We start from the raw sequence: 23,898 nt of genomic DNA on the forward strand, positions 1-23,898 counted from the left end.
ATGACATAGCATTTATTTAATAAACATAAAACAAAGCACATACATTGGTTTAACGCTAAAGTATTACCTATATTAATCCTATACGTTTTAACCGTCACGTTCAGTAACAAGATACGATGATTAGGAGAAGCACTTTGAAATGGATAAAACTTGCAACCAATAGTTTGCTTGTTTTGAGCGTATCTACTCAAGCTCAAACGTTAGAGCAAGCAATACATCAAACAATAACAACAAACCCAGAAGTTAAAAAAGCATACAATTCTTATTTAAGCTTTGTTGCTGATAATGAGAGTGTCTCAGGTAATTACTTGCCGTCAATTGATTTAGATGCAGGTATTGGATTCGAAAGTATTAATCCATCAGATAGTACTTCAACACCTTCAACAGACATGACCCGAAAAGATGCGACCTTATCGCTAACTCAATTAATTTGGGATGGTTCTAATACAATTAACGATATGGACCGAACAGAAGCAGAGTCAGAATCAGCTCGCTTGCAGCTTATCTCTTTAGCTGAAAATAAAGCGCTTGATGTTTCACAAGTCTATCTAGACGCGGTAAAAGCGACAGAAATACTAACGCTCTCAGAAAGTAACCTCGCTATTCATAAGAAAATCTACAAAGACATTAAGAAGAGGGCGAACTCTGGTGTAGGTTCAACTGCTGATGTATCTCAAGTAGAAGCACGTATTGCTAGAGCGCACGGTAATTTACTTGCTGCTCAAAATAACTTATTTGATACACATACAGTCTTCATGCAAATTGTAGGCTCTCCTCCTCAGAGCCTTATTTATCCACGAGCAGACTCAAGAACATTACCACTAAGTATGCAAGAAGGTATTGAACGCGCTTACGAACACCATCCAGTAATCTTAACGGCTCAATCAGATATTAAAGCGGCTAAATTTCAATATGCTCAATCAAAAAGTACAAATTATCCAACTTTCTCAATTGAAGCGGCTCAAACATGGCGCGATGATGCTGGCGGTATAGAAGGTAGTAGTGATGAATTTTCTGCCATGGTCAGAATGCGTTACAACTTATATAACGGTGGTAGTGACAGTGCACTGTCAGATAAAAGTGCTTATCAATTAAATATGGCAAAAGATCTTCGTGACAGTGCTTATCGTAATGTTGAAGAAGGATTTCGACTTTCTTGGAGTGCTTTAGATTTGACTCTACAACAAAAAGAATTTCTAGCCGATCATGTTGATGCTGCTTCAGACACTGTTATTGCGTACGAGAAACAATATCGTATAGGAAAGCGAACGCTACTGGATTTATTGAATACTGAAAATGAATTGTTTGAAGCGCGTAAATCCTATTTAGACGCTCACTATGCAGAACAGTTTGCAAAATTCAGAGTATTACATGCCACTGGAACACTGTTACCTTCATTGTTAATAGATACACCAAAAGAGTGGGATTCGAAAAAAACTGAAGAAGAGGATAAATAAGAATGAAAATAGTAATTTACCCTGCACTTATTGCTTCTCTCTTTCTGACTGGTTGTGTCTCTGGTGATAAAGACTACATTGAGACTCCTAAGTCAGATCAGATTGCCGATCTAAGGGATGATGACTATGATGGAGTCATTAATGCTCGAGATATTTGCCCGGGAACACCACGTGGTGCAGAAATTGATAATGATGGCTGTGCTAACTATGTAGAGCACTCAGATCAAAAAGATCTTAAGATCCTTTTTGCTAATAATTCATCAGAGATCTCTCCGATCTTTAAAACAGAAATCAGAACAATGGCTGATTTTCTTACCGAATACTCAGAAACCTCCATTCAACTTCAAGGCTTTGCAAGTAAGCAAGGTAACGCTGAATATAATATCCATCTTTCAAAATTGCGTGCTGCTGCAGTTCGTGTCGCTCTAATTGAATATGGTGTTGATGCCGATAGAATTGAAACCATTGGCTTTGGAGATACATTATTAACCGCTGAAGGTGATTCTGCAGTAAGTCATGCATTAAACCGTCGTGTCGTGGCAACGGTTGTAGGCTTTAAAGGTGATGTTGTAAACGAATGGAATATATTTACACGTAAAAAGAAATAACCTCTCTTAACTTTACTAAATCGAGTTAATAAAAAAGGCAGTGAATTATCACTGCCTTTATGGTTTTCCAAGAGAAAATACTAACTCGCAGCTTTTACTTTTCCTGTTTTCAACTCATTAAGCACCTGATTTTTAGGCCCATCAGCAATGATATGCCCTTTTTCCATCACTATAATTCTATCTACAACTTCTAACATAGATGATTTATGAGTAATTAATATTAAGGTCTCTGATGGCTTTAAATGTGATAGCTGATTCTTAAATAACAGCTCAGATCGGTTATCCATACTACTGGTTGGCTCATCCATTAGTAATACGGGTGGACGACCAATTAAAGCTCGAGCAATAGCTACTGACTGGCGCTGACCACCTGATAATAATAAGCCTCCCTCACCAACTTGACGCTCTAAGCCCGCAGGATCTTGTTGAGTAAATGCAGTAACACCAGCACGATTTGCAGCATCCATCATTTCGGCATCATCAGATAATTCTCGCCCTAAAATGATATTCTCTCTGATTGAACCATAAAACAACGTAATATCTTGCGGTACACAGCCTATATTACGTCGTACGTCGACATGATGAAGTTGGGAGATGTTGGTATCATCTATACGAACAGAACCTTCTGTCGCTTGATACAAGCCCATAATTAGCCTTTCTAAGGTTGTTTTACCTGAACCAATTCGACCAATGATCGCTACCTTTTCTCCAGGATTAATGGTAAGACTAATATCTCGAACCGCAGATACTTGAGATTCCGGGTAATTAAAACTCACTTTATCTAATTCAATTTTCCCTTGAAGAATTGGACGATGGATATAGCGCTTATCTTCCTCTTGCTCATCAGGCATTGCCATTAATTGCTCAATGATAGTCATCGATGACTTAGCTTGATTATAACGTGTCGATAATAAAGATATTTGAACAAGAGGGCCAATAGCTTTACCACTCAGCATAGTTGATGCAATCAATGCCCCCATAGTCAGATCACCATTAGCAATAAGATAAACACCAACAATGATCATTCCAATATTAACAGCTTGTTGTACAAAGCCCGCCATATTCTGAATTGAATCTGTAATACGACGGCTTTTGATACTCCAATTCGAAATATGAGTAACGGCCTCTTCCCACTTATATTGAAATTTACTTTGGGCATTGAAGATTTTTAATGTTTCCAAACCAACTAAGCTCTCAATTAAATTGGCATATTTTTGAGAAGCAAGTCGAGATCCTTCCTCAATTGTTTTCTTTAGTGGCCCTTGAATTATCGCCGCATGAATTAATAATAATAAAATCCCCACAATTGGTACTAAAACAATTGGCCCTGCAATTAAATAAATCACGAACAAAAAAAGGAAAGCAAATGGTAAATCAATAAGAGAAGCGATAGTTGCTGATGTAAAGAATTCTCGGATCGATTCAAACTCTTGTAGGTGTCGAGCAAAGGCGCCAACCGAAGGGGGACGAGCCTCCATTCGAATCCCCAATATTTTCTGAAATAGTTTGGAAGATATCAATACATCCGACTTTTTCCCTGCAATATCAATAAAATAGCCTCGAACGTATTTAAGAATGAAATCAAAAATAAAAACAACAAAAATACCAGAAGCTAATACCCATAAAGACTCAAACGCAAGGTTAGGCACAACTTTGTCATAAACAAGACGAGTAAACATGGGTGTTGCAATAGCAAATATATTAATCAAGATAGATGCAATAAATACATCACGATAAATATGTTTAGATTCTAATAGAGTACTCCAGAACCAGTGACCTTCACGTTTCTTTAGTATCTCAGGGGAGCGTTCATCGTATCTAAATTGCTTTTTAAGTAAAAAATACCGCCCGATATATTGTGATTCTAACTCTTCAATTGAGATAGAAATCGGCAACATATCTGAACTCTCAGTAATGATTTCAGCCTGCTTATTTTCTGCATCAAAGCCAATTAATACACACGACTCACCTCCCTTAAGTAGCAGAACAACAGGTAAAACTAAGCGTGGAATACTCAATAAAGATGCTTGGTTTTCCTTTGCTACTAATCCTGCACGCTCAGCAGCACGAGAAAACAAATAAGGGGTTAATTTACCATCTTGTAAGGGTAACCCATTAATAAGCGCCTCAGGTGAGTTTAGCTGCCCATAATAGCGTCCTACGTAACATAAGGAGTGTAATAATGAATCTTTCATATTATTGCCCCTTCACTTTTTCATTAACAAAAAAGCCTTGAAAAACATCAATATTATGTTCAGCTAATAACTCTAACTGCTGTTTGTTTTCTACTCGTGAGGCAATGGTAATGATCCCTAAATTTTGTGCTGTCCTTGAAATCGATGCCAAAATATAACGTTGTTTTTCATTATCTAACTGATGAGTAAATAAATAGTCAAGCTTCACATATTTTGGCCTAAATAACTTAATGTACTTAAGAGATTCAAAATTACGTCCAAAATTATCAACACCAAACTCTGCACCATAAAAACGGATCACATTACATAATAACGCGGTCTGATCCCCATTCTCAATAAACGATGATTCTTGAATTTCAAAATGAAATAATGACGCAATAGACATATTTTTTTTAAGTAAATTAGTTAGCCAAAGGACAAAGCTAGGATTTTCGACACTAGTATTGGCTAAGTTAATTGCAACCGGTTGAGTTATTTCTTTAGCAAGAATACGTTCAACCATTGTGCGTATAACAAATTGATCAAATAAGGTCGTTTCATTCAATTGCTCAAGTGCAAATAGATACTGATTGGCAGAATATCGTTGATTATCTTTTTCAATTGCAGAAAAAACTTCCTGATGGAAAATACTTCCTTCTTGAGTTGTGGCTAGCTGTAATGTGAAATCAAATAAATGCTCATTAATCGCCTCATCAACAAACTGTTTCCATTGCTGTTTACCCATTAATTCATGATCACTTTCATCAGCAATATAGCCAAATAATAGTTCTGGCGTAGAATGAGCTTGAGCTAACGCATTATCAGCAAGTGAGAGGATCTCTGTTGATGTTTTCCTTGATTCATTAAATATAACCCCTAAGTCCGCATCAATAGGAGCGGTTGCTGTTGGATCGCCTTTGATATCTTGCGTATAAGCGATGATGTTTTCAGCCGTTACTTTTAATTCGCCTTCTTCAATACTTGGAAAGATAAAACCAAATTCATAAGTATTTATTCGTGTCATAATGACATTCGATGAAGGTAGTGTCGCTTTTAATAAATCAGATAATTCTTTAACTTTCCTATCACCAGCTTCATACCCCTCTTCCTCATAGACTTTATTTATAAAGTTAACACGAAATAATGCAATACCGCCTTTTGAAGATTCAGATAACCATGTATTTAATTGCGCCATAAAAAATGCTCGATTACCTAATCCTGATATTGGATCAAGGTATACTTTATCTCTTAGCCTCTCTGCTTCTTTTGCTTGTGATTGGAAGCTTTGTGCTATCTGTAATGACATCGCATTAATACCATTAATTACCGCTTCTAAATCTTTAGTTTTTGGTTTAGCTAATTCATTACTAAAATTATTTTCTGCTACTTCTTTCATTTTAATTATAATCAACTGCAAAGGTGCTAATGCACGCTTCACTACAAACGAAATAATAATAATTCCCAGAATAATGACGATGGAAAAAGTAAATGCTAACTCGGTTAGTGCCTTCCAAAGTTGTTGATACGCATAACCAGGGTGAGTCACAATTTCGACTTCAGCCAGTTGTAACCAACCACTGGTAATAATCCGGTTTTCAGAAATAGTTCTGAATAAATTAAAATCTAAAAACCATTTAGGTACAGAGTTTACCGTTAATGGATAAACACGAACAATTTCATCATTAGTATTAAACAACGTTAACCGCACTGCAGAATAGTAACTACCATCAAATAGAGCATTAATTACAGACTCCGCCGCAATCTTATCTTCATTTTCTAAATAAGGCGCAAGAGCAAGTCCTACCGTATTGATTGTATTATTCACTTCTGAACGCTGTTGATTTTCTAGAAAGGTTTGTGTGGTTCGAAATTCAATGGCAAAGACAGAGATCATCAACAGTAAAAAGACGGCTGTCATCCATGAAACTAGCTGTTTATATAATGTCATATCACTACTCATCATAATTTATAATTGGGTGGTTTAATCGCAGGTCCTTATTTCTTACTCGTAAATCATTCCATAAACTTAGTCGTGATGATTTTCCTGCCTGTTGTCCGTTTCCTTTACCTTTCATTAGCCATAGATACTGACCATTAAAACTATAAATTGGTAATAAATCGGTACGCTCTGTTGCTGGTTTTATTTCTTTATCAATGTTATCCAAAATCAATGGTACTGAAGATTGCGTTGGGTAATAAGCAAGGACCATATGAAATTGATTTAAATCTAACGCTTTAAGGTAAATCAATCTTAATTTTTTATCAGGAACACCTAACTCTAATAAAGAAAAATATTTCGCAATAGTAAAGTCTTCACAATCTCCAGCGTTACTCCCTAAAAACTCCAGAGGAGTCGCCCAATAATCTTTCTTTCCCCATAACCTAATATCATCGACAAAATAAAGTTGATTGAAAAATGTATTAACTTCTTCAAGCTGTTTCTTTTCACTTTTATTATCGAGCATTGCAATCAATTCACGCCATGCATTCACTCGTCTCGATGCTCTCTCACCATATTCATCTTTTACGGCTTTAATCCAATTATTTTCTTGTTTGGTTAAAGCGATAGACGTAAGTGAAAATATGACAAGAGGAAAAATGAATAACCATTTTATCCTCATCTGTTTTTACTCTCTCTATCCATACTATTCTTTTAATGCCGAGCTTTTTGCTTGAATTATAGGTTTAAGTAAATAATCAAGAATACTGCGCTTTCCTGTAATGATATCTACCGAAGTTGTCATTCCTGGAATAATGTAGAATTGCGCTTTCTCGGCTAAATCATCTTGTGATGTTCTAACACGGACTAAATAAAAACTATTTCCTTCTTCATCTTGGATCGTATCCGCACTAATATGTTCTAGTGTTCCTTTTAAGCCACCATAACGAGTGAAGTCATAAGCACTGAATTTAACAATGGCCGCTAACCCTGGTCGAAGAAATGCTATATCTTGTGGGGCTATTTTAGCTTCAATTAATAATGTGTCTTCTGTAGGAACAATCTCTATCAGATCCATACCTGGCTGAATAACCCCTCCAACCGTATTAATATAAATTTTCTTAATCGTCCCTGTTACAGGAGAAAGGACAACAGTACGATTAACTTTATCTTTTAAACCCACTTGTGATTCTGTTAATGCCGAAAGCTTATCTTGAATGCTGTTTAATTTTTCTTGTTGTTCAGAGCGAAACTTAAGAGCGACATCAATTCGGTTTAACACCGCCTCTTGAATAGCAGAGCTTAATACTGGGATTTTCAATTCCGTTGATGTTAGCTCTCGTTTCGTATCATTAACTTGTCGTTGTAATTTAAGTAACTCTATTCGAGGGACTACACCTTCATCAGCCAATGGCTTTGTTATATCAAATTCTTTTCTCGCTAAACCATAACTTGCTTTCAAACTTCTTACTCGAGATTTAATTTCGACAAGCTCTTGCTGTTTTTGACTTACTTGCTGGTCAAATACAAAGATACGGTTTTTTAAGTTATTCATATCCGCGTTATATTCTGCCAACTGCCTTTTGGCTACAATTGGGTTCTCTTCCATAAACTCAGCATCAAACTTCAATTTACCTTTTGAGATAATGACAGAGTCTTTCCAGCGTTTACGGCTGTTAATGTCCTGAATTAAAATACTGTCCATTGAGGCCGATAATTGCATTGCACTTGCTGTTAGGTTTACGAGTTGCTTTTTACGCTCTCTGAAGTCAGAGCGAAAACGAGTATCATCAATTAATAATAGTTGTTGACCTTTTTTGACTTGGTCCCCTTCCTTAACCAACATCTCCTTTACTAAACCACCCTCAAGGTTTTGTACGACTTGTAATTGAGATGATGGTATTACCTTTCCTTGCCCAACGGTTACTTTATCTATTTCAGCCCATGAAGCCCAAGCAACAGCAATACAGAAAAAGATAGCAATTATCCATAGAAGTATTTTAGCGTTTGTGGGGGTGTTAAGAAGTAGCGCAGCCGTTTTGTCATCAACAAATTCAAGCTCTTCTTTATTAAGGTGATTCAATCCCTTTTCATTCATTTCCAACTCCCTAGACTACCGTGTTAATGAATAACATTTCCATTACATTAGAGTATCGTATTTCACTGTAACTCACTAAGGTTTATTAGTTATATTTTGAAGCTTGAATCATTTTTGAATAAGTAAGAAGGAATGATTTACAGTGTAAATTGAGTGTAGGTTATAAATTCAATTTACACTGTAAATTAGAGCAGTAGAGTGAGTGGGTTTACAATTTACAGTGTAAATTATCTAACATGCATTTTATGAGTTCTCTCAATTGCAATTCCGCATTTTTTCTACCAATTAAATTACACCTTTCTATAACTACGGGCCATTCTTTGGTTTGAATAATTTTGGTCACTGCCAGTTCTTTTTGAGACTCAGATAAATCAACAAGCGTTGCTAGATTAGCGAGAATGAATTGACGCAGTTCATATTGAAGTAATTCGTATCCTAAGCCACCTAACGCGAAAGTAGTCAGTCGTTTAATAATTAAAGACGACATCGTATCTTTGATTGAAACGCCACGTAAAAGACTAAATACGTCCTGGTATGGAAGATCTGAAAATGTCGACATTAGCTGCTCAGGGAATGAGGTATAAAAATACTCATTGCCAATAGATACCCAATTAATACTTTTTTGACCTAATGGTTTTATTGCTAATAAAGAATGTGTTCCACTCGCTTTGTCTTTTGTAATACCTAAACGAATAAAGTGAAAGCCAAGAGCTTGCCAAAAGTAATTAAGCTCTGTTGTCGAACCAAAACTGGTACTAAGATAATCTACCCCCTCTTGTTTATATTTATTTTCTATCGCCCTAATAAATTTCGATCCAATACCTCGTTGTTGCAAGCTTGGATTGACTGCTATTCGCATAATACGAACGCTCGATTGAATAGCAGGCTCATCAATACACAAGGTTTGAGTTAAAGATATTGCTGCTAAATGTCCTTTTGGTCGTCGCTTTCCAAGTTGAGCGGCATGGATTACATCAAGCTCTAGCTCTCCTTCTTTAGAAAGCAAAGCACAGCACACTAACTGATTATTGCTTCTTTCTATTCCAACCCAACAGAGCAACGTTGGATCCGTTAATAAAGAAATCCAATCGTTTGGCGATGTTTGGTAATGAGCCGATACTAAAAGAGAAAACAGTGACTGAGAAAGCGTACTGTCATAAACTAACTGGGACACGGGTAAACAGTGATAATCAATCTTTGATAAAGGTTCAACTATCTGAACAGAATCTACGGCCTTATTATGGTTAAGTAAAAATACAGACGATAACCACCCTTCTAACGGATCGTTATTATTCCACCGAATGGATTGCTTCATTTCAATTGAACGAAAATTTGGCCTTTTCTTGTGAAGTTGTTTTTTGAATTTAATCTCAAAGCCTCGCCCTGTTCCTTCATAGCCATTAATCGTGGTAGAAAAAACCATACGAGAATATTGTTCGACTAATGAAAGTAACATTGGTGCTGGAATTGCGGCTGCCTCATCAACACATAATAAATCCAATGTCTGTGGATTTTGAAGCAACTCATCGGGGGCGATATAAATAATCTGAGAGTCATTAATCATTAACTTATTTTTTTGATTAGTTACAGCAGCCAAGTTGATCTGGGCAATGCGTTCAGCATGTATAAATATTTCATCGACACTTGCACGCTGTGGTGCGGTTACGCCAATTATTAACGGTCGTTCCATCGCTAAGTCAGCTATGGCAATTCCAATAGCGGATGACTTTCCTCTTCCACGATCTGCTGTCATTACAAGTGGACGCTTTGCATGACCAGAAACGACTTTTTGAATCGCTTTCACTGCTAATTCTTGATCCGTTGAGCGATAAACCGTGTCATGCCATTTAGACATATTATCGTTCGAAAGAGGACGTTTAGGTAATATGTAGTCGCTCTCTGTTTCTTTTAAGCACACCATTTGAGTTATAAAGTGCGATAGCCACTGACTAACCACTGAAGAAAGTGAAGAGGTATCAGTACGAATAAAAAAAACGAGGCCTCCACCAACAACGGTTCCACATATTGCATTAATCGCGTTCGCATTAAATTCATGAGAAATATCGATCACCAAACAATCGGTTTCTTGGCCTAATTTCTTTAAAGCTGACTTAATAGGAAAAGCCGAGTGCCCCGGAATAGTTAAATCACCGTATAATTCAACGTTAGTAAATCGAGAACTTTGCTGAATAAAAAAAGAATCTAATAATGATTCACACCATAGCTTTGAACCTTCAAGCAAAATGGGATAACGGATATAACCATTCGCAGCATAAGAAGATAACGTATTGAGAAATGACAGTGCAGAAAGCATTGCAGAAAAGTCCATTAACATAAGAAGATATTATGCATAAATTGTAGCATGAGATGAATATTTTCTAGCTATTAAGAAAAGAAAGTATGACGAGACAAATCGGGAAAAGGTATAATGCTTACTACATTTAAGCTTTCATCATTTAGGAATAACCATGCATTTAAGTCAACTTACCCAACCTCTCTACCAAAAGCTATATCAAGACATCGAACAATTTAGAAGTACCTTTGACTTAGCAGTAGAAGCACCTGAATCATTAGATGAAAAAAATGACTTATTGCACACCTCATTAGCAATCGAAGAATTAACAGAACTAGCAGAAGCCGACAGCAAAATTGAACAAGCTGATGCTATTGTCGATACTGTTTATGTTTTAATGGGACGTGCGGTACATTTAGGAACGAAGAATTTAGAAGACAACCTAAGTATCTCATACTTAATTGACCTTCTATTAAACGTTGCAAAAAACTTAGATATCGATTTTGTACCATGTTGGGATGAAGTACATTCAAGTAACATGAGTAAAGTGTGTAAAACAGAAGATGAATATCAAGCAACAAAAGCGTTCTATGCAGAGCAAGGAATTGAACTGATGTCGACTGAAAAAGGTGGATTCGTCATTGCTAAATGCGCTAAAAATGTAGAATTAGAAAACAAAGTAATTAAGCAAGGTAAGGTTTTAAAATCAGTAAACTACCGACCAGCGGATCTTGCGCCGTTAGTATAGTCTTAGAATAGATAAACAGCGATAAAAATACAAAAAAGAGCCCGGCTTAGTTAACTAAACCGGGCTCTTTTTTATTATTATAATTAATGGCTAATAAACTGATTAAGATACTTTTTGACTAATGTACGCCAAAATATCTTCCATTAATGCGTCATCGACTTTTTTCAAATTCAGAGTCAAAGCAGAACCTTTACGTTTATATGAAGCTCGACCTTTTACCAATTCAGTACTTAATGGCTTAGCCGCTTCTCTTTTTGGTAATAAATCTTCAATCCAAACTTCAATAAGTTCTGTCACTTCTTTCGTCATTCTACTTACGCCAAGCGCTGTAGAACGCGTCCAAACAGCCCCTTGCTCACCTGCACATTGCTCAAGTAAGGTTTTTTGTTCTTCCTCTGAGAGCGTGTTATAGAGCTTATGAAGTTTAACAACAGTCGGACGACCAATTTCACTCACGCTTGGGTATGCTTGAAGAAGCTCTAAAGGTAGAGTCGCTGCTTTTAATGCGCCACTCACTAATGCTTCACTGCACTGGCATACTTTCGCTAGCTCTTTTTGATCTGCAACATCGCCTCTAGAAAGCATGGCATGCATCTCTTTACCACGCTCGTACAGTGATAATGGCTTATGAGCATTAGCTACATCTGAAAGAAATTTAGCGTGTTTGCTATTAATGCCTTCTGCGACATAAATTAAGAAATCTTGCTCTGCCAAAATACATGACATACGACGACGACTACCGTCAAGAACCTCAATTTTTCCGCCTTCAACAATACGACCCACTGCAGGGTATTGCTGACCGCGATCACGCAGTGTCGTTAAAATATCCGATAATGCATGTTCAGTTAAAAATGATTGCTCACGAGCATTTTCAGAAAAAACAACCGTAGAATTACGCACGTCTTTTGCTGGGATTTTACGTAACTCAAAGGTAACCATATCTTCACCAGCAACTGCAAGTTCAATCACTTGAGCTTGAGATTTTGCTGCTTTTTGCGCTTCAACAGGCGTTGTTGCTCGGCGTTTATTTGTCTTTCCAAACAATTTTGCGTTTAGATCAGAAGTTTTAATTGCCATGGATTAGTACTCCCCTTTATTTAAAGAATTCCAATGACTATGAAGAACACGCTCAAATTCTAATGCACTTTTCTTAACGGCATCTTGAGCAACTGCCAGTGTCTTCTTACCACCTTCAAAATCAGCAGCTGTTAAGTCAAAAACAGTACTATAAGTATCTGCACAAATTTCAAATGCACGGCTTCGTGGAATAGTCGCCATCATGACTTGATCAGCCAATAAATAATTCATTTCAGTTAACACTGATACTTGCTTTTTATTGTCATCTTCAAACATCGTAGGCATAAGACGAACAAACTCTAATCCATGCCAATCTTCAGGGAACATTTCATATACAGTTGGTAAATGTTGGAAAAAGTTTACTGTCGATGCCCAATCTAAACGTTTTGCAGCACATGGTATTAACAGTGAGTTTGATGCATACATTGCGTTCCAAACTAATGGGTCAACATGCGGACCTGTATCAATCATAATTACATCAAATTGATCAGCTATTGGGTCAATCACCTTTTCTTTTAATAACTTAACAATATCTAATGAACCATTTGTTGATAGATCTTGCCACGCTTCTGCATTAAACATCGCATCTTCAGGGAAAGCAGAAATAGTCTTCAAGTTTGGATATTGTGTATTTAGAAGTACATTTTTAGCCATAAACTGACCATCAATAACTTCATTTTCAGGGACATTATCCAGCATAATATCTACCGCTGAATAGATGGTATCTTGCTCTGAAACACTAATTTGAGGGTTTAAGAAAAGACGTAGTGAGCCTTGAGGATCTAAATCGATTAAACAAATACGGTAACGTTTTTCCAAATTTAGCGCCAAACAAGCAGCAAGATGTACTGCACTCATTGACTTACCAGTACCACCTTTTTGGTTTTGAACATTTACAACCCAAGGCTTATTACCTGCATTTTTTTTCTGTTCATGAAACGCTGGCATTCCTGCCGCATCCATCAACATATGTGCCTCAGTTAATGAAATCGAATAATGATTGGCATTATTTTTTGTAAATTGATGACCCTCAGACTCTAAACGAGTAATCGCTTCATCAAGTTTCCTTCTTGTTAAGCCAGAACGAGTTTCCATCATTGCTTTCGACATTGGAGGGAAATGTTCGTTATTTCTTTCTTCAAGAACCAATTCGATACGGTCGGATTGTACCTGTTGAGTCTGCTCTGCCAATGCAGCTAAATTAGCAATGGTTTTTTCTCTGTTCATAATATTCGCCATTAATATAACTATGAAATGAATTGTACAGCAATAGCATACAATTACAACAAATTGGTGAACGTGAATTTAATAATGTGACATACATTAAAAAGAGATAATTATCCTAACAAAGCTGTCATTTATGTTAAATACGGACTTAATATTTAGTCTATAACTAACCACGAACATCACAAAAACAAAAGTGTTACAGTGTCACAAGTGAGTAGATTTACAGTGTAAATTTACGGAAGCGTGATAAATATCAAACAAATTACGGGAAGTGTATTTTCAATATAAAAAGTGAAAATTATATTTAGAAAACAGATTTTATTATAAATAATTACTGCTAATAATAAAATTAATCTACCTCCTAAAGTTCTCACTTATAGAAATAAAATGAATGATTACCCGAACCAACTTAGGTAATGGCAATCGAAGAAGGAAATAATGAAGCATGATCAAGGGATAAATAATCGCATTGAGAGCCAATATTCACTGTAAATTGAATGTCAATTAAAGGAAGCATGATCAAGATAAAATTAAACACGGAAGCATGGTAAGGGCTATATAAATTACAGAGAATGTATATCCTATAAGGGTTAAGGCAAGATCAAGACAAAAATAGAGAAATAGATCCAATTAATAAATCACTTGATCATTCTTCTGGATCTAGATTAACTTTAAATATTTACGAAAAATGGTGTAAAACATCCCATAAAATAGTAATAAAACAGAAACCAATAAAAATACTACGTAAATAAACTCAAAAGCCATCATTTCAAATAAGAATAAGATCGTAAACCCAATCATCAAGATCATTTCTGTGGATAACTTGTGTTTAGACCTTGATCATTCTTCATTAAAATGATGATCATTGATTCATAATCTTTATGATCATGCTTTTAGTCTGTTTGTGATCATAGATCCGAACCAATAATGATCATGCTTTCAAAAAAACCTTGATCATGCTTTCATTGCGCAAAATAATTAACTCTTTAAATACAATAACTTGAAAGCAAAAAACCATTCAGATCATAGATCAATATAATCATATAGATCAGTATTAATCATAAAGATCAGTTTAAAAGAATAATAATTTTTTTCTTTCTTTAAAGATCTAATTCCTTTAATCTATGCGAAAGAATGATTAAAATACAATGAATGTCAGTTGAAAATGAATCATATAAAAACAGCAGATAACGAAAAGATCTACATCCCTCTTCCAAGAGATCACAAGGGTGGACACTTATTCGAAATACCAACAAACCTTGTTGATTGGATCACTCAATATCAACATTTTAAAGGTGTTACGAAAAGTATTTTAGAATTAATGAATTTAATTTCATTAAAAGGATTCTCTTCGCCTGATGGTTTAGTTTCAACAACAGAAGTTATCGAAACAACAGATGGACATTTAACACGAGCAGCCATTCAGCAACGATTAAGAACTGCTGTAAGTATCGGATTATTTGAGCAATATCCAGTTCGTTTTGAGCAAGGATTAGCTGGAAAAACAATGCTGCACAAGTTTATTAATCCGTCCTCGTTAATTTCAACATTAGGTATTACAAGTTTAAAATCTGAACAAAGCCATGAACAAGAAAAACAAAAACGTTCTAAAGCACTTGCTCAGACCCAAGTAAATCGTCAATTTCTTACTGAGCATGGTTTAGGTATTCCGCCAAGCATGAGAGATGAAGCTGATCAATTTGTTGTATCTCCGACCAATTGGGCAGGGATCATAGATCAAGCTTTAGCGCCACCACGTACTCGTAAGAACTATCAAAAAGCAATGGTTGCCATTTCAGGAACCAAAGCGATCATTGAAACTAGATCATCAAAAAACATCATGACTGTTGATGATCTGATGACGTTATTTGCCCTGTTTACTCTAACGGTTCAATATCACGATCACCATCAAGATGATTATCATATTCAAACCAAAACAATGGGTAATAAAACACCGATTTATATTACCGATATCTTAACGTTACGTGGTAAGAAAGATTCTGGACCAGCACGTGATTCAATCCGCGAAAGTATTGATCGTATTGAATTTACAGACTTTCAACTACATGAACTTACTGGCCGTTGGCTAAGTGAGAATATGCCTAAAGGCTTTAAAAGTGATCGATTTCGCTTCTTAGCTCGAACGATTACCGCATCTGATGAAGCGCCAAAAGAAGGCAAAGATGGCGAGATCAAAATTAAGCCTAACTTGTATATTTTGGTGTGGGAACCTTCGTTTTACGATGAATTACTAACCAAAGATTACTTCTTTTTGTTCCCACCAGAGATTTTAAAGCAACATACGTTGGTATTTCAGCTCTATAGCTTCTTCAGAAGCCGCCTAGCGCGTCGAATGACTGATAACCTACTCTTAAGTGAAATAAATCAAAAACTCGCCCGTAATGTTGAATGGAGACGATTTTCATTAGATCTTATTCGTGAGTTAAAAAAACTTGCCAAAGATAAAGTCACTGATGAATTATTTATTGTGAACTTATGGGGTTATCACCTCACGATCTCTATGCTAGATAGCAATGAAAAATTACCAGATTATCAAGTAGATATTCGCTGCGATCCTGAGGAAGTGATCCGTTATTCGCGAGCAAGAACGACGAATGCTGGTAAACGTAATATGGCACCAACAATGCCAAACCCATTACGCAATGAGATCATGCCAAAACAAGCGATAGATCAACTGTCAACGATCATCGATGGTGAGTTTGAACCCATTAAACGAAATACCCTTAACAAATCAGGTCGTTTAGGTCGCAGAGTGAAGCTTCGTAAACATTCTGCTGAGATTAATGCGGATGAATTAACCATCACATTGACCAAATATACATCAGATCAAGCATTAGAAAGAAGTATCACGGCACTATCAGCGATGACAGGCCACAGTTCTTCATCCATTTCAGAAGAGTGTAAAGAGCTATTGGAAAAATTAGACTATTTGCAGGTGGCAGGTGAGGTTTTACCTTATGAGACACTCAGTAAGACAATTGAATTCTATAATAGCCAAGATCATGGTAAGCACTTATCAATCGAGAATTTGATCGCAGGTTTAGCGGTACGGAGAAAGATCTGTAAGTTAGTGTTTTCACAGAACTATGATCAAGATGTATTACGCGCATTGGATGAGATGGCAGGGTAGTCAAATTATTGACAACGTTATAGCCTTACTCTGACAAAGCGATGACAAAACAACATGCTCAAAGGTTATGATCTCTAATGAATAGACAACCTTTGTTCTTTACCAATCGAAAGATTGGCTCATATTGTTACACATCTTAACTGTTATTGGTTTCAATAATCGTATTGGCGAGCCTAGTGCTCGCCGTTTTTTTATCTGCTAATAAATCCTTACCGCACTTCCCGTATCTTATGGGGCCATGATCATTCTTCCATTATGAAATAAGGCTTTAGCGCGAAGAGTCCTCGTATTTTCTTTCATTTTTTATTACTCTAGCACTCTAAATTACACCTTAATATTTTAGAAGTAGGTAAGCATGATTGAACGTCAAGAAACAAAGCAGCGTATGAGTCGTATCGTTAAACATAACGGGACGGTTTATCTATGTGGTCAAGTTTGTGCAGATGCGACGAAGGGCATAGCAGAACAGACGCAAACCATGCTTGATAAAGTGGATCTATTGTTAGATCAAGCAGGCAGCTCTCGTGAGCATATGTTGTCAGCCACGATCTACATTAAAGATATGAAAGATTTTGCTGAAATGAATGCGGTTTGGGATGCATGGGTACCAGAAGGTCACGCTCCAGCGCGTGCGTGTGTTGAAGCGAGCATGGCTCGTGAAGCGCTTCTTGTTGAAATATCAGTAGTTGCCGCTGAAAAATAATAAAAATAGATAGCTAAAATAATAACTTACTTAGTTTATCTTTGGGTAGCTAAGTAAGCTTGATATAAGGAAATGTCATGCTCAATCATTCAGAACCCGCGTTTTATCTTGATGGTGTAAAGTATCAATCTCATCATTTTTCTTTGCCTCTTAATTATGATGATTACACCGCTACCCCTGATCATGTTTCCGTTTATGCTAGAGAATTAGTAAAAGCAGAAAATAGCGATCGTGATCTTCCGTATTTAGTTTATTTTCAAGGTGGGCCTGGTTTTCCTGCTGCTCGTCCACTCAGTAATTCTGGTTGGTTAAAGCGTGCTTTAGAACAATATCGTGTGATCTTATTAGATCAGCGCGGTACGGGATTAAGCGCTCCGATCACAACTCAAACGATCCAGCACTTAGATCCGATAAAACAAGCAGAATATTTAAGCCACTTTCGAGCTGATAATATAGTTCGTGATGCTGAAGCGATTAGAAAGTATTTTAACGTTGATAAATGGGCCATCATTGGCCAGAGTTTTGGTGGGTTCTGCTCACTAACTTACTTATCATTATTTCCAGATAGTTTACTGGCTTCGTATATTACTGGTGGGATCCCTTCTATTACACGTGATATTGATGATGTTTACCACGCGACATATAAACGAACGTTAGATAAAAATAGTGAATTCTTTGCTCGCTTCCCACGAGCGCAAGAGCTGTGTGATCGCATTGCAAACCGCTTACTCGATCACTCGGTTACTTTGCCTAATGGCCAGATCTTCACCGTTGAGCAATTTCAACAAATGGGGATCTGTTTTGGTATGGCGGGAGGAGCAGAAGAGCTCTATTTCCAATTAGAAACGGCTTTTGTCGATGTAAATGGCCAACAAGAGTTAGGTTATGGCTTTTTAAATTATGTACTTTCACAACAAGCGCATTTAACTAATCCACTGTATGCGATTTTACATGAGTCGATTTATTGCCAACATAATGCCTCAAATTGGTCTGCACACCGTGTTAGAGAGAGTTACCCTCAATTTACTTACCAGAAAGGCGCTCCACTGCGTTTTACCGGTGAAATGGTCTATCCATGGTTCTTTGACCAGCTTGAAACCTTAAAGCCATTAAAAGAAGCTGCAGAGCTTTTGGCGGCAAAGTCTGATTGGCCAAATTTATACAATATTGAGCAATTAGCAAAGAACACCGTTCCCATGGCTGCGGCAACGTATGTCAATGATATGTTTGTTGAGTTTGATTTCTCTCGTGAAACGTTAAAGTCTATTCCTAACGCTAGAGCATGGATGACCAGTGAGTATGAGCACAATGGTTTGCGAGTCGATGGGGAGAAGATCTTATCAACTTTAATATCAATGGCTGAAGATATTAAAGCCATTCAATAAGTTTTTTATTGATCCAGAAGCATGATCAAGCAGGATTCGATCCCTTGATCATGCTTCTTATATATAGTGTGTTTTCTTAAAATAATGCCCCCTAAATTCGTAATAAAATGAACTTAGGGGGCTTTTTGTATTTATAGATAAAGTTTATCTTAACGAGTCAAATATGCCGCAACAAAGCGCGTAATGTCTACCATATCTGATACTTTAATGAACTCTTCCGTAGTATGAACTTTCGCCATACCTGTAGAAAGGTTAACCGTTGTTAAGCCTTTTTCATTAAATACGTTTGCATCAGAGCCACCACCCGTTGATTTAGTAAATGGGCTAATGTTAATGCTTTCAAACGCTTCTTTAATACTTGCAACGTGTGCATTGTCGTCTGAAATTTTGTAAGCATTATAAGCACGCGTTGAGATAATCTCGATTTCAGCACCGTGTTTATCAGCTGCTGCTTTAAAGGTTGATTCCATGTGCTCAACTTGTTTAGCTAACTTTTCATCATCTAGAGAGCGAGCTTCACCTTCGATGTATAGCTCTGGCATAACGATGTTGGTTGCTTGACCACCACGAACCACACCAATGTTAGCTGTTGTTTCTTCATCAATGCGAGACAATGTCATATTAGTAATGGCATCAGCAGCAACCGTTAGGGCATTGATGCCTTCTTCTGGCGCTAAACCTGCGTGTGCTGGACGGCCTGTGATGGTTACTTTTAGGTTTTGTTGGCCAGGAGCAGAAGTGATGATAGTGCCAATAGGGCCACCTGAATCGAGTACGATAGCGTGGTTAGATTGAATATAGCTCATATCAAAGTTTTTAGAACCGTGTAAGCCACCTTCTTCATAAACCGTAAAAGCAAGCTCTAGTGTTTTATGTGCTTGATTGTTTTCTTTAATCACTCGTACCGCTTCCATTACGGCAGCAATACCTGATTTATCATCACCGCCAAGGATAGTATTACCTTTAGAGCGGATCACACCATCTTCAATCATTGGCTCAATGCCATTACCCGGAGTTACAGTGTCCATGTGAGAGCTAAATACAATACTGCCCTCTAATGAGCCTTCTAATTTTGCGTAAATATTAAAGCCATTTGATACATGCTCAGGTACTGGTAGTTTTGATACCGTAAAGCCAAGTTCACCTAATTGCTCTGCTAATGCTTCTGCAATTGCTTTTTCATTTTTTGATTCACTGTCGATCTGAATAATATCTAGGAAGTGATTTACTAAACGTTCTTGATTTACTTGAGTCATGGCATCTCTTCTTTTATTGATAGGGAATAATAAGATCACTCTAACGAAAGAAAGTGCAGAAAAAGATGCACTGAATCAATAAATCGTCCGACTTATCTAGCATAGCCATGCGTTATATCTTAATAATTAAAAGTTATAACACATAATTAATAATTGATAATATTTTGCAACTTTTTAGATTCACATCACTCTGATAACTATATTAATAAGAAACCATAAAGAGGTTGCTATGAAATTACGATTAAAAATCACAACAGTTGCTCTACTGTTTGCTTCATTTTTTGCTGTTATAACAAGTTTCTTTTCTACCGCTGAAGACATGACTCAGACAATGAAAGGGGATTATGAGGTTGCCACTCTTGCAGGGGGGTGTTTTTGGTGTACTGAATCTGATTTAGAAAAGTTAGATGGGGTGGTGGATGTCGTTTCAGGCTATTCAGGAGGAGAGCTTGAAAATCCAACCTATAAACAAGTGTCATCAGGAAAATCAGGTCATATAGAAGTGATCCAAGTGACGTTTGATCCAAAGATCGTAAGTTATGAGCAGGTGCTTGATCAGCTGTTTAGGCATATGGATCCAACGGATAGTAAAGGTTCATTTGTTGATAGAGGTCCACAATATCGTCCTGCTATCTTTTTCCATAATGAAGATCAGCAAGTGATTGCTCAAGAGTTTATGAATGCGGTTGATGCAGCGAAAATTTATCCAAAGCCTTTAGCTACAGAGTTAATTGAGTTTAAACAGTTTTGGCCAGCAGAAGATTACCATCAAGATTATTACAAACGTAATCCAATTCGTTATAAGTATTACCGTAATGGTTCAGGTCGTGATAAATATCTAGATTCAGTGTTCGGAGAAGATAGAGAAGATAATCCAAAAACATTACGTCAGTACATTGATGAGCAAAAAATGGCTCAAAATGTAAAGCAATACAGTAAACCATCAGAATCAGAAATTAAGAAGATGCTGACTGAACAACAATATTACGTAACACAAAAAGAAGGGACAGAACGTCCATTTGATAATGCGTATTGGGATAATAAAGCCGAGGGGATTTATGTTGATATCGTCAGTGGTGAGCCGTTATTCTCATCAACAGACAAATACAAATCAGGCACAGGTTGGCCAAGTTTTACCAAACCAATCAATAAAGCATATATAACTGAAGAAGATGATTTTTCATTATTCAGTAAACGTACCGAGATCCGCAGTAAATTTGCTGATTCACACTTAGGGCATGTTTTTAGTGATGGGCCTAAGCCTACAGGATTACGTTATTGCATGAATTCCGCAGCAATGCGTTTTGTTCCAAAAGCGGATTTAGAGAAAGAAGGTTATGGAGAATACCTCCCATTATTTGAGTCTTAATCAATATATAAATTAATAATACCCCCGGCTCATCAGTGGTTAAGCCGGGGGTATTTAGCTATTATAAATAGAGATAATCTTATTTATTTTGTGCTGCGATGTGAGCTGCAATAGCATCCATTAGTGCTGGAGATAGGCAATCATAAGTTGGAAGGCCTAGTTCAGCAAAACGAGCACGGACAGCATCCATATCTTTAGGATCAGTACCTGTTTCAATGATAGATGATACAAATGCAGCAAATTGTGGTGCAGACCAACCTTTATCAGCTGATAGCTCTGTGTGAACAAAGTCTAAACCGAAGAATGGGTGACCTTCGTTATCAATACGGCCGTACATGTGAGTACCACATTCTTTACAAGCGTGACGTTTGATTGTTGCCGCTTCATCGATAACCACTAATTTTTCTGCGTTCGCAATGACTTCAACGTTATCACGTGAAATTACTGCTACTTGAGAGAAGATAGCGCCTTCAGGTTTCCAACATTTAGAACAGCCACAAGCATGGTTATGAGCTGTTTGTGCTGTTAATTTAACGGTCACTTTATTGCTTTTACATTGGCAGTGTAGAGTACCACCTGTGAAGTTTTCATCTGTCGCTGCAAAGCCATTGTCAATTGCTGGGTGTAATTTAGTCATTTTTTTTCCTGTCAATACATTCAGTATTTTTTGTAGTGTTTTGTTCAAGATTTGAACCTTAATTAATATTTAGTTATTTACTTTTGTTGTTTGAGTGTTCAAACGATGGGGCTATTTTTCGCCTTTCTTGCTCTTGAAACAATACTGAAAACAGTAAATGATTATTACTATTTTGTAATAATGCTGCGTTAATAAATTATAACTATTACTTATGTGTTGTTGTTCGGTAGGTGTTGTATTTAGTTATATTATTGATTTTAATCGAATTGTTTGGATGTGCGATATTTTTTATCTTGAGGGACGGAACTCGTATAAATTATCTCGATTGAATTTATATGACTGGATTTGAAAGAGCGTTTTATTCATTTTTAATTTTTGGCGAATAAATATTTGTAATCAAATTAAGTTCAACTATTCATTTTGTGATTGTATTTTTTTTCGTATATGTGTTTTGTCTATTAATTAACATCGCTGAGCCATGGTTGGTAATATAAGTTATCGTGATTTTTTGTGGGGATTTAGAAAGGAATGAAACCTCAACTCAAGTTGGTGTTAAATATTCTTTTTAAGTCTCTCCGATTATTTGATTCTACATCAGATATTCATAATATTGATGGATTTGTTTTTTTTATAATAAATGAGTATAAATACCTAATCATTAAGCCTTTTTTATTTTTTAGACCACTATTTTTTTTGTGAAAAAGCGTTATTATGGTACGCACCCCATGATATAAATCTAAATGTTGATAGGTTTTATAAATCACAGCTATAAGTATAAGCGATTAGCTCTTATTCTCTTTAGTGTTTATTCTATCTCCACAGTATTTTAGGGGTTAAAGAGAGAGTATGGTGAAGAGTGCATTAGTCGTAGAAGGCGGAGCAATGCGTGGCATTTTTGCTAGCGGTGTTTTGGATACTTTTATGAAGAAAGAATTTATGCCTTATGATTTTGCCATTGGAGTTTCTGCCGGAGCATCGAATCTAATAGGGTATCTTTCTAATGCCCCTCAACGTAGCTTTGATGTCATTACGAAACTTGCAACCCACAAACGCTTTTTTAATCCTACACGATTTGCTCGTGGTGGTGATCTTGTTGATGTGAAATGGTTAATTGAGGAGTCGAACAGAAGACATCCCTTAAATTCAGAGTGCTTATTTTCTTCTATTCCTATGTATGCGGCGGTAACCAATATTGACAGTGGCAACGCCGATTACTACCAAGTAAAAGAAAGTAATTTAAATAATGTACTCGAAGCAACAACAGCGCTGCCTATCGCTTATAAATCAACACCTTGCTTCTCTGGTGGTTGTTATACTGATGGTGGAGTAGCTGACTCAATACCAGTAAAAGAAGCGTACCGTCGAGGGGCGAGAGACATTACCGTAATTTTGTCTCACCCTTTAAGTTATGAAATGAAACCTGCACGTTCACCTTGGTTAATGACTAAAATATTAGCTCGTTACCCACAAATAGCGCAAGCCATGCTTGTTCGTGCTGAGAATTATAATCAGTCATTGGAATTTATTCGTAATCCGCCTGAAGGTACGATGATTCGAGTGATAGCACCACCAGAAGACTTTGCAGTAAAACGACTTACGATGAAATCGACTACACTCATTGAAGGTTACAAAATGGGGGAATCATCTGGCTTAAATCATTTATCTAGCCGTGATGGAACCTTTGGTTTAAATACTGAAAACTGTCATTTTTGCGTTTAATACTTTTAACAGTTTTTATTTACATTTTATCGCTTAACCATTGCACTAAAGGATTAA

17 protein-coding genes are annotated in these 23,898 nt (G+C 36.6%); 8 read left to right on the forward strand and 9 right to left on the reverse strand.

Features of this window, described 5'->3' with window-relative positions:
* Positions 1 to 134: 134 nt before the first annotated feature.
* Together PVK62_RS01540 and PVK62_RS01545 are read left to right on the forward strand one after the other, a co-directional pair.
* Positions 135 to 1,457 carry a TolC family outer membrane protein gene (locus PVK62_RS01540; RefSeq protein ID WP_274442804.1) on the forward strand — a complete coding sequence of 441 codons (1,323 nt, stop codon included), beginning with the start codon at positions 135 to 137 and terminating at the stop codon, positions 1,455 to 1,457.
* A gap of 2 nt (positions 1,458 to 1,459) precedes the next feature.
* Entirely contained in the window at positions 1,460 to 2,065 is a 606-nt protein-coding gene (locus PVK62_RS01545; protein ID WP_274442803.1) for an OmpA family protein, read from the forward strand.
* Between the two features lie 80 nt (positions 2,066 to 2,145).
* Here PVK62_RS01545 and PVK62_RS01550 read toward each other — a convergent pair whose 3' ends face one another.
* The 5 genes from PVK62_RS01550 to PVK62_RS01570 all read right to left on the reverse strand — a co-directional run bounded on the left by PVK62_RS01550 (position 2,146) and on the right by PVK62_RS01570 (position 10,611).
* Positions 2,146 to 4,260, reverse strand: coding sequence for a type I secretion system permease/ATPase (locus PVK62_RS01550; protein ID WP_274442802.1), 2,115 nt, complete (start codon positions 4,258 to 4,260; stop codon positions 2,146 to 2,148).
* 1 nt (position 4,261) lies between these two features.
* Complete coding sequence (locus PVK62_RS01555) at positions 4,262 to 6,187, reverse strand: bifunctional diguanylate cyclase/phosphodiesterase (RefSeq protein WP_274442801.1); 1,926 nt, start codon at positions 6,185 to 6,187, stop codon at positions 4,262 to 4,264.
* A gap of 4 nt (positions 6,188 to 6,191) precedes the next feature.
* Positions 6,192 to 6,860, reverse strand: coding sequence for a transglutaminase-like cysteine peptidase (locus tag PVK62_RS01560; RefSeq protein WP_274442800.1), 669 nt, complete (start codon positions 6,858 to 6,860; stop codon positions 6,192 to 6,194).
* A 24-nt stretch (positions 6,861 to 6,884) separates the two neighbouring features.
* The gene (locus tag PVK62_RS01565) at positions 6,885 to 8,276 is read right to left on the reverse strand and encodes an HlyD family type I secretion periplasmic adaptor subunit (RefSeq protein WP_274442799.1); all 1,392 of its coding nucleotides are present in this window, start codon (positions 8,274 to 8,276) and stop codon (positions 6,885 to 6,887) included.
* 208 nt (positions 8,277 to 8,484) lie between these two features.
* Complete coding sequence (locus PVK62_RS01570; protein ID WP_274449329.1) at positions 8,485 to 10,611, reverse strand: GNAT family N-acetyltransferase; 2,127 nt, start codon at positions 10,609 to 10,611, stop codon at positions 8,485 to 8,487.
* 133 nt (positions 10,612 to 10,744) lie between these two features.
* Between PVK62_RS01570 and PVK62_RS01575 the strand changes: the two genes are divergently transcribed.
* A complete protein-coding gene (locus PVK62_RS01575) occupies positions 10,745 to 11,317 on the forward strand; it encodes a nucleoside triphosphate pyrophosphohydrolase family protein (RefSeq protein ID WP_274442797.1) in 573 nt (190 codons plus the stop codon).
* A gap of 102 nt (positions 11,318 to 11,419) precedes the next feature.
* On the opposite strand, the gene PVK62_RS01580 is transcribed toward PVK62_RS01575, so the two are convergent.
* Together PVK62_RS01580 and PVK62_RS01585 are read right to left on the reverse strand one after the other, a co-directional pair.
* Positions 11,420 to 12,394 (reverse strand): ParB/RepB/Spo0J family partition protein, encoded by a 975-nt coding sequence (locus PVK62_RS01580; protein ID WP_274442796.1) that lies wholly within the window; start codon positions 12,392 to 12,394, stop codon positions 11,420 to 11,422.
* A 3-nt stretch (positions 12,395 to 12,397) separates the two neighbouring features.
* Entirely contained in the window at positions 12,398 to 13,621 is a 1,224-nt protein-coding gene (locus PVK62_RS01585) for a ParA family protein (protein ID WP_130046015.1), read from the reverse strand.
* Positions 13,622 to 14,786: 1,165 nt separating this feature from the next.
* Here PVK62_RS01585 and PVK62_RS01590 point away from each other — a divergent pair.
* The 3 genes from PVK62_RS01590 (at position 14,787) to PVK62_RS01600 (ending at position 18,860) form a co-directional block, all read left to right on the forward strand.
* Positions 14,787 to 16,772: a replication initiator protein RctB domain-containing protein gene (locus tag PVK62_RS01590; RefSeq protein WP_274442795.1), complete on the forward strand. Its 1,986-nt coding sequence runs from the start codon at positions 14,787 to 14,789 to the stop codon at positions 16,770 to 16,772.
* A gap of 355 nt (positions 16,773 to 17,127) precedes the next feature.
* Positions 17,128 to 17,475: a RidA family protein gene (locus PVK62_RS01595; protein WP_130047075.1), complete on the forward strand. Its 348-nt coding sequence runs from the start codon at positions 17,128 to 17,130 to the stop codon at positions 17,473 to 17,475.
* A gap of 77 nt (positions 17,476 to 17,552) precedes the next feature.
* Entirely contained in the window at positions 17,553 to 18,860 is a 1,308-nt protein-coding gene (locus tag PVK62_RS01600) for an alpha/beta fold hydrolase (protein WP_274442794.1), read from the forward strand.
* A 149-nt stretch (positions 18,861 to 19,009) separates the two neighbouring features.
* Here the strand turns inward: PVK62_RS01600 and PVK62_RS01605 are convergent, their stop codons facing one another.
* Entirely contained in the window at positions 19,010 to 20,116 is a 1,107-nt protein-coding gene (locus tag PVK62_RS01605) for a M20/M25/M40 family metallo-hydrolase (protein WP_274442793.1), read from the reverse strand.
* Between the two features lie 229 nt (positions 20,117 to 20,345).
* Here PVK62_RS01605 and msrB point away from each other — a divergent pair, with 229 nt between their 5' ends.
* A complete protein-coding gene (gene msrB, locus PVK62_RS01610; RefSeq protein WP_274442792.1) occupies positions 20,346 to 21,485 on the forward strand; it encodes a peptide-methionine (R)-S-oxide reductase MsrB in 1,140 nt (379 codons plus the stop codon).
* A 79-nt stretch (positions 21,486 to 21,564) separates the two neighbouring features.
* On the opposite strand, the gene gfa is transcribed toward msrB, so the two are convergent.
* Positions 21,565 to 22,122 carry an S-(hydroxymethyl)glutathione synthase gene (gfa, locus tag PVK62_RS01615; protein WP_274442791.1) on the reverse strand — a complete coding sequence of 186 codons (558 nt, stop codon included), beginning with the start codon at positions 22,120 to 22,122 and terminating at the stop codon, positions 21,565 to 21,567.
* Between the two features lie 846 nt (positions 22,123 to 22,968).
* On the opposite strand from gfa, the gene PVK62_RS01620 reads away from it, so the two are divergent.
* Positions 22,969 to 23,841 (forward strand): patatin-like phospholipase family protein, encoded by an 873-nt coding sequence (locus PVK62_RS01620; RefSeq protein WP_274442790.1) that lies wholly within the window; start codon positions 22,969 to 22,971, stop codon positions 23,839 to 23,841.
* Positions 23,842 to 23,898 lie beyond the last annotated feature (57 nt).

Source organism: Aliivibrio sp. S3MY1 (assembly GCF_028765575.1).
Lineage (GTDB): Bacteria > Pseudomonadota > Gammaproteobacteria > Enterobacterales > Vibrionaceae > Aliivibrio.

Coding starts and splice junctions, on each gene's coding strand:
- PVK62_RS01545 (WP_274442803.1), top strand. CDS start 1,460: ATGAAAATAGTAATTTACCCTGCACTTATTGCTTCTCTCTTTCTGACT.
- PVK62_RS01550 (WP_274442802.1), bottom strand. CDS start 4,260: ATGAAAGATTCATTATTACACTCCTTATGTTACGTAGGACGCTATTAT.
- PVK62_RS01555 (WP_274442801.1), bottom strand. CDS start 6,187: ATGACATTATATAAACAGCTAGTTTCATGGATGACAGCCGTCTTTTTA.
- PVK62_RS01560 (WP_274442800.1), bottom strand. CDS start 6,860: ATGAGGATAAAATGGTTATTCATTTTTCCTCTTGTCATATTTTCACTT.
- PVK62_RS01565 (WP_274442799.1), bottom strand. CDS start 8,276: ATGAATGAAAAGGGATTGAATCACCTTAATAAAGAAGAGCTTGAATTT.
- PVK62_RS01570 (WP_274449329.1), bottom strand. CDS start 10,611: ATGTTAATGGACTTTTCTGCAATGCTTTCTGCACTGTCATTTCTCAAT.
- PVK62_RS01575 (WP_274442797.1), top strand. CDS start 10,745: ATGCATTTAAGTCAACTTACCCAACCTCTCTACCAAAAGCTATATCAA.
- PVK62_RS01580 (WP_274442796.1), bottom strand. CDS start 12,394: ATGGCAATTAAAACTTCTGATCTAAACGCAAAATTGTTTGGAAAGACA.
- PVK62_RS01585 (WP_130046015.1), bottom strand. CDS start 13,621: ATGAACAGAGAAAAAACCATTGCTAATTTAGCTGCATTGGCAGAGCAG.
- PVK62_RS01590 (WP_274442795.1), top strand. CDS start 14,787: ATGAATCATATAAAAACAGCAGATAACGAAAAGATCTACATCCCTCTT.
- PVK62_RS01595 (WP_130047075.1), top strand. CDS start 17,128: ATGATTGAACGTCAAGAAACAAAGCAGCGTATGAGTCGTATCGTTAAA.
- PVK62_RS01600 (WP_274442794.1), top strand. CDS start 17,553: ATGCTCAATCATTCAGAACCCGCGTTTTATCTTGATGGTGTAAAGTAT.
- PVK62_RS01605 (WP_274442793.1), bottom strand. CDS start 20,116: ATGACTCAAGTAAATCAAGAACGTTTAGTAAATCACTTCCTAGATATT.
- msrB (WP_274442792.1), top strand. CDS start 20,346: ATGAAATTACGATTAAAAATCACAACAGTTGCTCTACTGTTTGCTTCA.
- gfa (WP_274442791.1), bottom strand. CDS start 22,122: ATGACTAAATTACACCCAGCAATTGACAATGGCTTTGCAGCGACAGAT.
- PVK62_RS01620 (WP_274442790.1), top strand. CDS start 22,969: ATGGTGAAGAGTGCATTAGTCGTAGAAGGCGGAGCAATGCGTGGCATT.